This is a genomic window from Enterococcus sp. DIV1307a (genome assembly GCF_050537425.1).
GTDB classification, from domain to species: domain Bacteria; phylum Bacillota; class Bacilli; order Lactobacillales; family Enterococcaceae; genus Enterococcus; species Enterococcus faecalis.
In genome coordinates this window covers 962,545-977,791 of record NZ_CP172914.1, presented here as the reverse complement: position 1 = coordinate 977,791, position 15,247 = coordinate 962,545, and the positions used below count along the sequence as shown (strand labels likewise).

General features: G+C 37.8%; 15 protein-coding genes. 1 reads left to right on the top strand and 14 read right to left on the bottom strand.

Features of this window, described 5'->3' with window-relative positions; all coding sequences use genetic code 11:
• Window positions 1-14 precede the first annotated feature (14 nt).
• The 14 genes from IGL90_RS04790 to IGL90_RS04725 form a co-directional block, all read right to left on the bottom strand.
• A complete protein-coding gene (locus tag IGL90_RS04790; protein ID WP_002365516.1) occupies window positions 15-869 on the bottom strand; it encodes a two-component system regulatory protein YycI in 855 nt (284 codons plus the stop codon).
• Entirely contained in the window at window positions 869-2,179 is a 1,311-nt protein-coding gene (locus IGL90_RS04785; protein WP_002385989.1) for a YycH family regulatory protein, read from the bottom strand. The genes IGL90_RS04790 and IGL90_RS04785 overlap by 1 nt, the downstream gene beginning before the upstream one ends.
• Window positions 2,176-4,005, bottom strand: coding sequence for a cell wall metabolism sensor histidine kinase WalK (gene walK / locus IGL90_RS04780; protein WP_002357946.1), 1,830 nt, complete (start codon window positions 4,003-4,005; stop codon window positions 2,176-2,178). Before walK ends, IGL90_RS04785 begins: the two co-directional genes overlap by 4 nt.
• A gap of 6 nt (window positions 4,006-4,011) precedes the next feature.
• Complete coding sequence (gene yycF, locus IGL90_RS04775) at window positions 4,012-4,716, bottom strand: response regulator YycF (protein WP_002357947.1); 705 nt, start codon at window positions 4,714-4,716, stop codon at window positions 4,012-4,014.
• 173 nt (window positions 4,717-4,889) lie between these two features.
• Window positions 4,890-5,591, bottom strand: coding sequence for an MIP/aquaporin family protein (locus tag IGL90_RS04770; RefSeq protein ID WP_002408099.1), 702 nt, complete (start codon window positions 5,589-5,591; stop codon window positions 4,890-4,892).
• A gap of 117 nt (window positions 5,592-5,708) precedes the next feature.
• Window positions 5,709-6,569: a DegV family protein gene (locus IGL90_RS04765; RefSeq protein WP_002357950.1), complete on the bottom strand. Its 861-nt coding sequence runs from the start codon at window positions 6,567-6,569 to the stop codon at window positions 5,709-5,711.
• Window positions 6,562-7,131, bottom strand: coding sequence for a DUF1836 domain-containing protein (locus IGL90_RS04760; RefSeq protein WP_002361647.1), 570 nt, complete (start codon window positions 7,129-7,131; stop codon window positions 6,562-6,564). Before IGL90_RS04760 ends, IGL90_RS04765 begins: the two co-directional genes overlap by 8 nt.
• A gap of 126 nt (window positions 7,132-7,257) precedes the next feature.
• Window positions 7,258-7,911 carry a TIGR01906 family membrane protein gene (locus tag IGL90_RS04755; protein ID WP_002397813.1) on the bottom strand — a complete coding sequence of 218 codons (654 nt, stop codon included), beginning with the start codon at window positions 7,909-7,911 and terminating at the stop codon, window positions 7,258-7,260.
• Complete coding sequence (locus IGL90_RS04750) at window positions 7,899-8,669, bottom strand: TIGR01457 family HAD-type hydrolase (RefSeq protein ID WP_002357953.1); 771 nt, start codon at window positions 8,667-8,669, stop codon at window positions 7,899-7,901. The genes IGL90_RS04755 and IGL90_RS04750 overlap by 13 nt, the downstream gene beginning before the upstream one ends.
• 5 nt (window positions 8,670-8,674) lie before the next feature.
• A complete protein-coding gene (locus tag IGL90_RS04745; protein ID WP_002394356.1) occupies window positions 8,675-9,310 on the bottom strand; it encodes a YutD family protein in 636 nt (211 codons plus the stop codon).
• 34 nt (window positions 9,311-9,344) lie between these two features.
• Complete coding sequence (locus IGL90_RS04740) at window positions 9,345-10,727, bottom strand: bifunctional metallophosphatase/5'-nucleotidase (RefSeq protein ID WP_048737773.1); 1,383 nt, start codon at window positions 10,725-10,727, stop codon at window positions 9,345-9,347.
• A gap of 124 nt (window positions 10,728-10,851) precedes the next feature.
• Window positions 10,852-12,540 (bottom strand): ribonuclease J, encoded by a 1,689-nt coding sequence (locus IGL90_RS04735; protein ID WP_002357956.1) that lies wholly within the window; start codon window positions 12,538-12,540, stop codon window positions 10,852-10,854.
• Between the two features lie 30 nt (window positions 12,541-12,570).
• A complete protein-coding gene (dapA, locus tag IGL90_RS04730) occupies window positions 12,571-13,443 on the bottom strand; it encodes a 4-hydroxy-tetrahydrodipicolinate synthase (RefSeq protein WP_048737771.1) in 873 nt (290 codons plus the stop codon).
• 33 nt (window positions 13,444-13,476) lie between these two features.
• Window positions 13,477-14,544, bottom strand: coding sequence for an aspartate-semialdehyde dehydrogenase (locus tag IGL90_RS04725; RefSeq protein WP_002403231.1), 1,068 nt, complete (start codon window positions 14,542-14,544; stop codon window positions 13,477-13,479).
• Window positions 14,545-14,750: 206 nt separating this feature from the next.
• Between IGL90_RS04725 and IGL90_RS04720 the strand changes: the two genes are divergently transcribed.
• Complete coding sequence (locus IGL90_RS04720) at window positions 14,751-15,209, top strand: S-ribosylhomocysteine lyase (RefSeq protein WP_002357960.1); 459 nt, start codon at window positions 14,751-14,753, stop codon at window positions 15,207-15,209.
• Window positions 15,210-15,247: the final 38 nt, after the last annotated feature.

Genomic DNA, 15,247 nt, shown 5'->3' with positions numbered 1-15,247 from the left:
TTATACAACGGACCTTAATGTTTTTCCACCTTTGGCACAGTATTATTTGTGATGATGGTATTACTTACGGCATTCACCTGTTCAATTTCAACTGAATCTTCACCAGTAGAAATTCCTACAAACCAGACTGGAACGTATACATTTTTCTCACGAATTTTATAAATTCTTGAATAGGCCAATTTAATGAATGTTATTTTGGAATTACTAGGAATCCGGTTATTCATATAGAGCGTGTCTATCGCATCACGATTGGAATATAAATCCGTTTTGTCCCGTAACTCTTCAATATTTTCAATGTGCGTTTGCGAATATTTACTAATTTTCCATAATTCACCTGACGTATCTGCTAAAATACTTAATTTTGCCGTGTCGTCTCTAAAAGGAATTCCTTTATACGATTGTGCAGCCACAATTTCTGCCGTCGGCTCTTTTAAATGAGAAAATTCTGGTAAGTATTGATATTCGTCTCCGAATAATAAAGCATTTTTTTCATTTAAAAAGGTACTTAAATCTTTATCAATTTTCTTAGGATCAATAAAATAGTTTTTACTAGGTACACTCGTTAAAGTATTATCCGCAATTTGCAGCCCATTTCTCAAAAAGTTTTTATTCTTTTCACGTTGGATTTTTAAAGCAGCAGAAAAATTGGTTTGTTCGCCACTTAAATAATAGCCTTCCAATCGTTCTGAAGAAAGTGTCCCTTTATACGAGATGTTATCTTTTTCCAACCGACTTTCAATCGATTCTGTTTGGCTGGAAGAAGAGACGTTGCTCTCCTCTTGTTGACCTTCCCGATAAATTCCAAATAAAAAAATATTTAATCCTAAAAATGCTAAGAAGAAAATCCACTCAATTCGTTTAAAATCCATTAGCCCACCTCCAAGCTTGGTAATTGTTTTACCAAGTCCGTTGCAGTGTACCAATTGTTGTTATAAAGGACATACCATTCCGGACTTAAATCAACGACTTGTTTGACTTCTTCAATTGTCTGCCACGTATAACCGATAACAGCCGATTGGATTTTTTCCTTTTTAGCACCAGCTGTTTCTAAACGCTTAATCAATTTTTCCGTGCTTTCCAGCGTCACTTCTTCTTCTGAAGGGATCGGCACTTGGATCGTATTCACACTTGTGTTAATGGTTACGCTTGGCGCAGCACCATCATTGTTCGTGATGCGAATATCCACTTGGCCTTTTAAATCATTACTGAACACTGGGAAACCTTCCACAAAAGTCCGATAATTGACACTATCTTTCGTTCGATCAAAGTAACGTAAATTCCCCATATTGGTTCCTAAACGTTTTACATAAGAAAAGCTTTGATTATAGATTGAATCCCGTTTATTCTCTTCTGGCAAGGTCCCTTTAAAATCGATTTTTCCCAGTTTTTCTTCTGCAAACAATCGTTCTTCTTTACTCGTGTAGGTTAAGTCTTGACTGTCTTCATTGGTTTGGATATCTTCCGTTTCATTGAAAAAAGCATTCCTAAAACGAGTAACTGGTTGCGAAGCTAAGATATAACTGTACTTTTTCAACTTCATATCATTGGTTAAATAACATTGCCCTTGTTTGGTTAGCGTATTTTCGGAAACGTCTTGATATTGTAATCCCTCTTTATTGATAATTCCCATTAAGCGCGCCTTATTGACAGTCATGGGCGCTTCATAGACGTTGGCTTGGTCATAATCTAAAAAACGTATCTTATTTTCGTTAAAATCCAATTGAATTTTCGTAAAATACTGGTCCGTCAACTCATTAAAGTTAGTAAAATTAATGGATAGATTATAAATCGAAGCATAGTCCGAGATTAAAAAGGGACCTTGATAAAGAAGTTCAATGCCTTGTTCCATTTGGTTGTAGCGCTTAAGTTGCTCTGCATTTTTTGTCACAACTTGTGTCAATTTACCAAACGTAGCCATTTTAATATCATTTTGAACATTACTAATTAATGTTTCACGATTACTTTGCATCGCTTTTCCATCAGTTATTCGAATCAATTGCAAAGGTAAATAGACATCGCCAATGGCTTTTTCATTGACAGCTGTTGTGACTTGGCTTCCCGACTTCATTTCTGGTATTTTTTTGGCAGAATTCAGCCAGATATTGACTGAAAAATATATACTTAAAATGACCATTAAAATCAAGCCAATTCTTGTAATCCATTCTGATAATTTCATCATTCCCACCAATCCTCTTCATAAGGTTCATATGGTAGTGAAATATAGAAAGTCGATCCTTCACCTTCTGTACTTTCCACCCAAATACTCCCGTTATGGGCCCGAATTACTTCTTTAGAAATTGCTAAACCTAAACCAGTCCCACCTTGTGCTCGCGCACGTGCTTTATCCACACGATAAAAACGCTCGAAGACTTTCCCGAGATCTTTTTTAGGGATGCCCAAACCTTGGTCCGAGATACTAAAGACGACATTATTATGTGTTTCAACTAGTCGGCAGGTAATGACGCCGCCATCTGGCGAATACTTAATCGCATTGTTCAAAATGTTGTCTAAAACCTGAATTACTTTGTCTGTATCTAACTCTACCCATAAATCGCGTTTAGTAAATTCACGGCGAATTTTGTAATTTTTTTGCTCATTTTCAATCATCATATCAAAGCGATCCAAGACAAAATTAATCAATTCGTTAAAATTCACATACTCTAATTGAAGATGTGTATTCCCAGAGTCCATCCGAGATAAATTTAACAAATCATTAATCATACGAATCATCCGGTCGGTTTCTTCTAACGTGACTTTTAAGAAATTCGGCGCAATCTCAGGGTTTTCCCAAGCTCCTTCACTCAAAGCCTCTATATAACTACGCATACTTGTCAAAGGCGTTCGCAACTCATGAGAAACATTGGAAACAAATTCCCGTCTTTCCCGTTCGTTTTTTTCCTGTTCTGTGACGTCATGAAGTACGCAAACTAAGCCAGTAATAAATCCTGATTCCCGACGAATCATTGTAAAGTCTACCCGGATAATCATTTGGTCTTCTTCACGATCAGACGTTGAGCGATCAATCAGCAGTTCATCTGGCTCTTCTAACAGCTTCCGCAATGTGTAATCTTCTTCAATATCTAACAACTCTAATAACGAGGTCCCAATCACATTTTCATTTTTTACATTTAATAATGAAAGGGCCATCTCATTAATCGTAATCACCTTTCCGCGGCGATCCGTCGCAATGACACCATCTGTCATATGCGTTAAGACACTATCTAAACGATTTCTTTCTGCTTCCATTGTTTCTTGTGCTTCTTCAATCCGTTCTGATAATTGATTAAATGTTTCTGCTAATTGGCCTAATTCATCTTTTCCATGGACTTCTACTTTTCCAGCGTAATCACCACGAGCGATTCGAATGGCTTGCTCGCGCATTTCCCCAATCGGCTTCGTGATTGATCGTGCAATCAGTAAGGTCACAATAATCGAGATTGCTGCGGCAATAATAGAAGCAGTGAAAAAGATACTTGCTGTGTTGGTAATTTCTTGGTATTTATTTTCTAAATTACTTTTCACATAAAGGACACCAATCACTGTTTCTCCAGTAGGCGATTGAATCGGCTGAACATTCACATACACGCGTTTATCATTATCTAAAGCTTGATATTTTTTACTCGTAAAGTCATTTAAATCACGATAATCATTCTTTTTCCCAATAATATTTTGTTGATTTAAATCATTGGTTGCCCGAATAATCCCTTTATCATCGACAATTCTCGCTTCAGAAATGTCTGCATTTGAAAAATCAGATAACGCTTTTTTCAAATTTGCATCAACGTCACTACGTTCGAGATCTTTGTTGCTCATCTGCGTGCTTAACGTATTTGACAATTGGACAACCTGGGAATCCATATTTTTCTTAAAATCGGAAATTGTAGTGGCTTCCAATTCACGAATGAAATAGCCACCAATGATTTGAATCGCGATTAGTAACAGCAGAATAAATGATAAAGCAATCTTAAAATTAACAGATTGAAAAAAGTGAACTTTTTTCTTCATACCTGATTACTCCTGTTCAGGATTTCTTAGATAATAACCAACCCCACGACGAGTAACTAAATACGTTGGATGACTTGGACTATCTTCAATTTTTTCTCTTAAACGACGTACGGTTACGTCCACTGTCCGCACATCACCAAAATAATCATAACCCCAAACGGTTTGTAATAAATGTTCACGAGTCATCACTTGTCCGATATGTTTTGCTAAGTAATAAAGTAACTCAAATTCACGGTGGGTTAATTCAATTTTTTCACCCCGTTTTGAGACCATGTATGCATCAGGATGAATGGTTAAATCACCAATCGTTAATTCAGATTGCGTTGTCACCTCGGCTTCTTTCGCATTGGTTGCACCTCGCCGTAAATTGGCTTTTACACGAGCAACTAATTCACGATTTGAAAATGGTTTCGTTACATAGTCATCGGCTCCTAATTCTAATCCTAAAACCTTATCAATTTCAGAATCTTTGGCAGTCACCATAATGATTGGCATATCATGTGTTTTGCGCACTTCTCGCGCGACTTCTAAGCCATCCATTTTAGGGAGCATTAAGTCTAAAATAATTAAGTCTGGTTCCACTTCTTCCACTTTTTCAAGTGCTTCTTCTCCATCATAAGCAGTAAATACTTCATATCCTTCTTTAACCAAATTATATTTAACGATCTCTGAAATTGGCTTCTCGTCATCAACTACTAAAATTTTCTTCACAAAGAGACACCTCTTTTTCCTTCTAATCTTATTTGATACTTTCCTATTATACCTTATTTTGATGATGTTTTCATCTTTGGTTAAAAATGCGCCTTTAGGTTCTCCTAGTATAACAAAAAAAGAATCTCTGACAACAATTGACGCTTGTTATCAAAGATTCTTCTTTCGCTAATCTATTCTTCCGTATCTAAGACGAATTTTGCTACAAGAGCGGCTAATAATCCACCAATTAATGGTGCAACGATAAAAATCCACAACTCAGATAACGCTGAACCACCCGCAAAAACGGCTGGCGCGATGCTACGAGCTGGGTTGACAGAAGTTCCTGTCAAAGGAATACCGACTAAGTGAATCATTGTTAATGTTAACCCAATTACGATTCCCGCTAATGAAGCATTGCCTTTCTTAGCACTTGTAACTGTCATGACAACTAAAACAAAAATAAATGTTAAAATAATTTCGACTGTCAATGCACCAGCAACACTTAATTCCCCTACGCCATTTTGACCTAAGTTCTCAATACTTTTACCAGCACCTTTTAGAATGCTTAATAATGCAAATGAGGCAATCAAGCCGCCAACAATTTGTCCCACTACATAGTAGATTAGTTCCATTGTTGTCATTCGTTTATTAAGCCACATTCCTATAGAAACAGCTGGATTTAGATGTGCACCTGAAATTGTGCCAATACTATAGGCAGCAGCAACGATTGTTAACCCAAATGCTAAGGCAATCCCCGTTGTTCCAATCCCTTCCATACCATTTCCTAGAACGGCTGTTCCTGTCCCAAAAAAGACAAGAATAAATGTTCCTAAACATTCTGCTATTGCTTTTTTCACAAAAAATTCCCCCTTTGTAGACAAATTGTAACACATTCGTGAAATTTTCAATATAATTTTCGTTGTTTTTCCAGCAAAATGATATTTCTATGAAAAAGAGAAATCTTAAATGAAAAATCCCCTCAAAAAAATTTGAGGGGATTTTTCATTTAATTAATCATTTAATAACTGTATGCCAACACCTAAAAGTCCTGGTCCTGTATGAACAACTAATGCCGGACTAATTGTTCCAAAGTAAATTTCTTCTGCTTGTGGAAAAGCTGCTTTCAAGCGTTCCATCATTGCTTTTGCTTCTTCCTCTGCCGCACCGTGAGCGACTGCCAAACGGAAACGGGGTGCCTCACCTATAAAGTTCGTCACCAACTCAAACGTTTTATCAAGACTTTTTTTACGGCCGCGAGACTTAGCCACCGTATAGTAAATGCCTTCTTCATTACAAGAAATAATGGGGTTTAATTTTAGCGCATTCCCTAAAATAGAAGTGACTAAACCAATTCGTCCACCTTTTTGTAGATATTCTAAAGTGGCTACATTAAAAAATACTTTTGCGTTGGCTACTTCTTCTGTTAATTTTTGTTGTAATTCTTGCCATCCTAATCCTGTTTCAATTAATTCTGCTGCTCGTATCGCCTGAATACCAGCCCCGATACCAATGTTCTTTGTATCTAAAACAAATACATCTAGTCCTTCGGTTTGTTCTCCAAGCAAGCGAACCACATTATACGTTCCACTTAAACCACTAGAAATGGTCACCGCTAAGACTTTTTCGTAACCCGCTTCTTTAATTTTGTCAAAAATAGCTTGGATTGTTGCACCATCAGGTAATGAAGTACTAGGGATTTCTTTCTCTAAACGTTGATACACTTCTTCTGGTGTAATATCTACCTTATCTGTATAGGTTTTTTCAGGATAAATAATCTGTAAAGGCAAGACATACATGCCGTATTGTTTGACTAATGCCTCTGGAACATCTGTTCCAGAATCAACCAGTAGTGCGATCTTTTCTTTATTCATGTGTCATCTCATCCATTTCTTTTAAGTATTCTTGTTCCAATTCAATCACTTTTTCACTAAACATTTTAGTAGCAAAAGACATTGTCGCTGCTTTTACAGCCAAATATTCAATCCCCATAGGTTCTTGTGATTTGGCCTGAACTTCTTTTTCTTGCGCTTGAGCAGCAATCACATAAATCGCTCGTTCCTGTTCTTGACAAAATAAATTGTACGCTTCACGAATACCAACCGTGGCTCCTTGGAATAAAATGCCTTGCTTAATTTCTGGCAATGTTAACACTTGTTTCAACAACGTAATCGCAATTAAAAACGCTAAATGCTTTTGATTGTAGCGCTTTTTCACTGGGGCCGGGATTAACCCGTGTTTGACATAATTATTAACCATTGAGGACGTTAACAAAGTATGTTTTTCCAGTGTAATCAATGGGGATAAGTATTTTTCTATCAGAGTAATCACTTGATCCATATATAATTCAATGTCTGGTAACTCATGCCATCTTGGCAAATGAACGTTTTCCAATTGTTGGCCCCAATCTTGTAGTGATTTTTCTATCTCGTCCATAAAAACCCTCCTAACCATTTCTAAAAAAGAATATCATACTTTTGACAATTATTCAATCTAGTTTTTAAAACTAGATTGAATAAAAAAGAAAAGCGAGCAATTTTGGAATTGTTCACTTTTCTCTCTTTATTTTTTTAAAGAACGTTTTCCGATTAAAACACCTATCAAAAACAGGACTTCTAATAAAACAAAAAACAAGATAAAACAATGCATAAAGTAGGCTTCAGGCAAGGCATTGATAATCGGATCAGTCAGCGGATTAAATAACCAAGCATCGTTGTTAAAAAATAATCCATGAAACGCAATAAAAAATTGATCAAAGCCAATCAGCATGAAAAAGCCAAAAAGCACAGGCAAAAACATTCCCCACTGAAATGGCCGTATCAATGTCCATAAACGCTGATTTTTTACCAAATATTTTAAATAAAGGACACTAGGCATCAACGTAACTAGTAATACGCCATAGCACAATAAAAACAATTTTTTCACTTCATAAAAATGAAAAGCCGCGCTATCAGACATTGGAAAATCAGGAAATACTAATGTTTTTTCAAAAGGATTGTTTAAGTACATCATTAAATGATCGTAATTTTTAATCAAGGTCACACGATCAACCTCTACGTCTTTTAAAATATTTAAGTGTTGGATATCAAAAAGATACAATGGACGAAAATTAATCGTGATCGTGATACTTAAAGCCACAATCGTTAAAAACAAACAAATGAGTCCAAGTGTTTCCCTTAAACGCAATTTCGACCTCATCATACTCAAAAAGTCCATTCATCTAAGGAATCAACAACATAGGTTGGTGGCGTTGGCAAAGTTGGAACAGCTGACTTAGGGGTAAAACCTGATGTAACTAACAAGCTATCAATACCATTTTGAATCCCTGATTGAATATCGGTTTCATAATTATCTCCAACCATAATTACTTGCTCTTTTTCCACGCCTAAATGCGCAATCGCTCGTTCCATGATAATCGCTTTTGGTTTGCCAATATAAACTGGTTTTGTTTGAGTAGCTGTCTCCACAAACGTCACAACTGAACCTGCACCAGGTAATAAGCCTCTTTCTGTCGGAATGTTCTTATCTGGATTGGTCCCAATAAACAACGCCCCTTTTTGAATGGCTAAGGTAGCTAAAACCACTTTTTCGTAAGATAATTCTGTATCAAGTCCCACGACAACATAATCAGGATTTGTTTCATCCCATTCAAAACCTGCTTCTAAAATTAAGTCAATTAAACCAGCCTCGCCGATGACAAAGACTTTCTTGCCTCGATTGGTTTCTTTCATGTAATCAATCGTCGCTAAAGTCGCTGTATAAACAAGGGATGCTGGGACATGAATATCAAATTCATTTGCTAAACGTTGTGCCACTGTTTCAGGAGATTTAGTGGTATTATTCGTTACAAATAAAAAAGGCAAATCTTTTTCCTGTAACTGCTCGACAAAACGTTTTCCGGCTGGAATTGGTTCTTTTCCTAAATAAATCGTTCCATCTAAATCAATTAAATATCCTTGATAGTCTTTTTTCACTCTGTTTACTCCTCACGTTGACGAATCGTAAAGCCTTTGCCAGATTTTTTGGGACTAGGCTGTTTGGGTGTAGTCGTTTTTTTATTTTCTTCTTTTCGCGTACGAATCACTGGCTTGCTATTTTTATTAGCGGGCGCACTCTTTTCCTCGACAAACGCGTTAGAACGATTATTCTTTTTATGGCGACGACGACGATGCGTTGTTTTTTCTTTACGTTCCCCTGTTCGTTCAATTACAAAATAGGCACAGCCAAAATTACAATATTCATACAAATAGTCTTCTAGTGTATCAATGCGTTGATCCGGCGCTGCCCGACGATTAGAAGTATCAAAAAAGCCACGCAAGCGTAACTGTTCATAGCCCCAGTCTCCTACGATATAATCATAACGCGCTAATACTTCACTAAACCGTTCACCTAAGCGTTCAGGATCAAAGGCATCACGATGATTTTTAACAATTCGGTACTCTCTTTCACCAATTTGAATATCTGTTTCATTCACAATGGTGACAATTTCCCCTTTTTTCTTTTCTTTTACAGGTTCTTCTTTTATTTCTTCAAGAACTGCTGTTAGTTCTTCTGTAAAGGTTGCAGCAGTTTCTGTTTCTTTTTCTTTTTTTTCGGTTGTCTTTTTGTCTGTCATTTTTTCACCACCTAGTTTTTATTATACCTTGTTTTTATTTGATTGGATAGTGGGCATGCAGATAGTTCGCCACGACAGTTCTTAAAACGTCTGGAAATAAAAATTCGACTTCTCCAACTAACTCAATCGTTGGGAAAAACGGAACAAATTGAAAGTGATCCACTGTTGTCAGCGTATATTTCTGCTCTGGCTGAATAGGTTTCCCTTGCCAAAAAACGGTCTGGCTATTTCGCTCAAAACGAATCCCATCATAACATAATTCGCCAAAAATTTTCCCGCGGAAGCCCATCCCGCGAATCGGAAATTTCCGCAGAAATTGACGACTTTTTTCCATTTCACGAATCAAACGGCTCATGTCTGACCCTTTCAAGGTAACCTTGATTAAATGCATTGGATGAGGCAAGGCCTCATGTAATTGGTCTGCATTGATTATTCCTTCTGGTAAATCTGCTAAAAATAACCCGTTGTTTAACACAGCCGCTTCGGTCTGCCCAGCTTCTTTTAACGCCTTCAAGGCAACAGTTATAAAGGCATGCGGTTGCCGTAAGTCCGTTGACAAGGTTTCAGGGATTTGTGCAATTTGCTGCGCTTGCAATAGTCGATGACCTTCCGTTAAGTAACCCGCAATTTCCTTGGCATCAGTTGCTTGCTCTTCTAAACTTGCTGTTTCAATCGTTTTTGCATAACTTGTGACTTGCTTCGTGTCGGCATCCACAAACAGATGCACTTCACCAATATACTGTCCATATTTGCCAGCAGCTGCTAGTTGCACATGATTAATTTTTTCACCATCTTTAAATAAATGATGTGTATGGGAACCTAAAATCACTTGAATTTCAGGATAATTCGCCGCAATCATAAAATCAGTATCTATCCCCAAGTGACTAAGCAAAATGAGAACATCACATTGAGGCGCAACTTCTGTAATCAGTTGAGGAAGGACTGCTTCCACTTGTTTGATTGTCCAGCCATTGGGATTATACGTTAAAGTAAATGGTGCGGTTAAGCCAATAAACCCTAACTTTGTGCCTTCTTTAGTTGTCATAATTTTATATGCTTGACAAAAATCTGGTAACGTTTGGGTTTTTGGATCTTCTAAATTAGCTAAGACCACTTCAAATGTTGCCTGATCATATAAATGCTCTAATTGTTTCTTTGAATTGCCGATTCCTTCGTTATTTCCAATTGTAACCAGATCATACGCTAATGTATTCATTATAGCTACATTTGCTCGACCATCTGTTGCTTCGGTCAAAGGATGACACCGATCTGAAAAGTCACCTAAATCAATGGTTACGACTGTTTTGCCCTCTTTTTGGTACAGCGAACGTTTGGCTTTAACCAGACGCCGTATTTTGGGCCAATTTTCAAAGTGAGAATGAAGATCATTGGTATGGAACAACACAATCTCTTCCACTAAAATCGCCTCCTTTATTCAGCGCTCTGATTAATAGTACCATATTTATAGAAGAAAGTTACAAAAAAGAACAGATGACTTTAGAAGAATTTCTCCTAAAATCACCTGCTTTTATCAGGACGAACTATGCGTTATTTTTGGGACGCTTGCGTTGCGTCGCTTCCATGATAACTGGTAAGATCACAGGACGACGTTTGGTTTGTTCAAATAAATAACGGCTTAAGTTTTCGCGGATTTCTTGTTTCAGTTTGCTCCATTCAAAATCGTCACTTTCTAAATGTTTTTCAACAATTTCTGTAACAATATTGCTACTTTCTTTCATTAGGTCTTTACTTGTTTTAACGTAAACAAAACCTCTAGAAGTAATTTTAGCTGGTGAAACAATTCGTTTTTCTCGGCGATTAATTGTCACAACAGCCACAAAAATACCATCTTCGGAAAGAATACGACGATCCCGTAAAACGATATTACCAATATCACCGACACCAATCCCGTCAATCATAATATTTTCGGCCGTTGTGCTGCCAGCTACCGACATTCTACCTTTTGTATACTCTAGAATGTCCCCACGACCTGTAATAAAGATATCTTTATAAGGCATGCCAATTTCGTGTGCTAAGTCCGCATGCGCAGCTAACTGGCGGTATTCACCTTGGACAGGAATGAAATATTTTGGTTTCATTAAGTTCAGCATCAATTGCAAGTCATTCGGATTAGCGTGACCAGACACACGTAAATTGTCGGAAATTTGCTTCACCGTAGCACCGGCCCGATAGACAATATCCTCTGTTTTGGCAACCGTTGTTTCCATGGCCGTTGTCGGCGTTGTCGTAATATAAACTAAATCGCCTTCTTCAATTCGAACGACACCATGTGTATTATTAGCCATTTTTTGAAGTGACTTAATCGGTTCTCCCATCCGGCCTGTTTCTAAAATTAATAACTGTTCGGGTGCATATTTTTTCATTTCTTTTGGTTTCACTAATAGATCTTCGCTTGGCAATTGTAATTTTTCCAATTTCATCGCCGTCCGAATAATCCGTTCAAAATCTTGGCCTGTCAAAACGACTTTACGACCAGAACGATCCGCTGCATTCAATACTTGTTGGACCCGTTGCAAATTACTTGCCACACATGCCACGATGATTCGTCCTTCCCAATAGCGAATCGTGTCGAACACCTCATCAGCGATTTGGGCTTCCGATGCAACTTGGGCTGGGTTTTCAGCATTTGATGAATCACTAAGTAGCGCCAAGACGCCTTCTTTCCCAATTTCAGCCAAGCGGCCATAATCGGTTTGATACATCTCAATCGCACTTTGATCAAATTTAAAATCACCAGTATAAACAATGTTGCCTTCTTTTGTTTTGATGCTAACACCAATCGAATCTGGAATGGTGTGCGTTGTTTTAAAGAAGCTCACCGTTGCTTGACCAAAATCAATTTCTGTATGCGGGTCAATCACATGGAAATCTTTAAATTTCTTCGTTTCCGCATGACTGTTGACACTTAGTTTTGCTAATTCAATCGTTAATTCTGTCCCAAAAACAGGCACTTGAATTTTTGAAAGCAAATACGGTAAGGCCCCAATTGCATCTGCATGGCCATGTGTTAAAAAGACCCCTGCAATTCGTTCACTATTTTCTTCTAAATACGTAAAATCCGGAATGACAACGTCAATTCCTAAAAGTTCGTTCTCTGGATATTGTAATCCACAATCCAGTACAAAAATTTCATCTTCCACTTCAGCAACGTACATATTTTTTCCATTTTCACGAACGCCGCCTAATGGAACGATTTTTATTGTACTCACTCTTTTCACCTCTCTATGATTACACGTTCTTTAAATCTCTAACGTGCGAATAATTCTTTGCTCTTCTTCTGGTGTACAAGCAACTAGAGGTAAACGTAAATTTCCAACAGGAATACCTAAATGATTTAAGGCCGCTTTCACGGGTGCCGGCGAAGGCACTGAAAACAAGGCGTTCATTTTTGGTAATAACTGTCGTTGAATTTTAGCCGCTTCCGGCAAGTTCCCCTGCTCCAGCGCTTGATACATCTCATACATTGACGAACCGAAGACATGACTGGCTACCGAAATAACCCCTTGTCCGCCAAGTGCCTTGGTGGCAAAAGCCAACCCGTCTTCTCCAGTATACACTAGAAAGTCTTTTGGCGCTCTTTCAATCAACTCAGTAATTGCATCTAACCCTGCACATTCTTTAATTGCCACAATTTTTTCCAATTGTGCTAAGCGCAAAGTAGTTTTCACTTCTAGACATGCAGCCGTTCTACCAGGAACATTGTACAAAATAATTGGTAGTTCACTTGCTTCTGCGATGGTTTTAAAATGTTGATACATACCTTCTTGATTTGGTTTATTATAATAAGGAACAACCGCCAAAACAGCATCGATACCAGCGATTGTCGCTAACTCTTTCACAAAAGCGACTGAGTCACGTGTATCATTCGTACCTACACCACAAATAATCGGAATACGTCCATCGATCAGTTCAATAATTCGCTGGAATAATTGTAATTCTTCTTCATGAGTTAACGTGGGTGATTCACCAGTTGTTCCTGCTAAAATAACGCCTTCTGTATGATTGGCCAATAAATAGTCTACCAATTGCGGTAGTTTATCAAAATCTATTTCTCCCGATTCTTGAAACGGCGTAACCATTGCCGTAATAATTGTTGCATTCGTTAAATCCATCCTATTCCCTCCCGAGTATACAATACAAACCTTCTAGTCGTTTTCAGGTACACGAAGCAAATTCATTTCGTGTAGCGTTTCAGCAATTTGGACCGAGTTCCAAGCAGCTCCTTTTAATAGGTTGTCTGACACAATCCATAAATGGAAACCGTTCTTCACGTCAACGTCTTGACGAATACGGCCGACAAATGTTTCTTTCTGGTTGACGCTATTTAGCGCTTGTGGATATAGTTGTTCACTTGGCTCATCTTGCAAAATTACACCTGGAGCTTGCGCCATTAATTCTTGGATGGCTGAGACCGATGCATCTGCTTGTTTCACTTCTATATAAACAGACTCAGAATGTCCTGAAATTACCGGAATACGGACACAGGTGGCAACGACTTTTAGCTTGTTGTCTCCCATGATTTTTTTTGTTTCATTCATCATTTTCCATTCTTCGTAGGTATACCCTGCTTCTGAAAAAACATCAATTTGAGGCAACGCATTAAAAGCAATTGGATAATGTTTTTTATCACTGCCAGCTGGTAAAATTTCAGCTGACCATTCGCTGACAGGTTTTCCCTCTAAAAAATCTTCAGCTTGTTCTTTTAGCTCATTAATTGCACGGATACCTGCGCCACTCACAGCTTGATACGTTGAAACGATGATTCGTTCTAAGCCAAACGCTTGCCGAATTGGTTCTAAGGCCACCATCATTTGAATCGTAGAACAATTGGGATTTGCGATGATTCCCTGATGATTTTTCAAGGCTTCCGGGTTCACTTCTGGAACAACTAAAGGAACATCTTTTGCCATTCTAAAATGGCTAGTGTTATCAACAACAACAGCTCCGCGCTTAACTGCTTCTGGTGCAAACTTTTCGGAAATACTCCCACCAGCACTAAATAATGCTAAATCGATTCCTTCAAATGATTCCGGGACTAATTCTTCCACGATAAGAGGTTGTCCTTTAAACTGAATCTCTTGTCCAGCAGAACGCTTAGACGCCAATAACCTCACACTGGCAATTGGCAAACTTGTTTCTGCTAACAATTCAATCATTCTTGTCCCGACAGCACCTGTTGCTCCTACCACGGCAACATGATATTCTTTTCCCATATTTTCATACTCCCCTCTTACCTTCTTGTAAAAGCTACTTGTCCTATTTTACCATAGTATTGAAAAAACCTACATAGTCAAAAAAATGATTTTTTTATTTTCCCATGATATTTTAAAACTATTACCCATCAAAGGACTATCCATTGACTTTTGACTTAAATTTGTTATAGTTAAAACGAATTTAATTATAAAGGGAGCGAAATTTCATGGCACGCGTAGAAAGTTTTGAATTAGATCACAACACAGTAAAAGCACCATATGTTCGCCTTGCTGGCACAGAACAAAATGGTGATGCGTTAGTCGAAAAATATGACTTACGTTTCTTACAACCAAACAAAGATGCCCTACCAACAGGCGCATTACACACGTTGGAACATTTATTAGCAGTTAACATGCGTGATGAATTAAAAGGAATCATTGACATTTCGCCAATGGGTTGCCGCACTGGTTTTTATATGATTATGTGGGATCAACATTCACCACAAGAAATCCGTGATGCATTAGTCAACGTTTTAAACAAAGTAATCAATACAGAAGTTGTTCCAGCAGTCTCTGCAAAAGAGTGTGGAAACTACAAAGATCATTCTTTATTTGCAGCGAAAGAATACGCAAAAATCGTCTTAGACCAAGGAATTAGTTTAGATCCATTTGAACGTATTCTGTAATCTTTAGCAATTAACGACAGAGAAACCCACTATTAAGC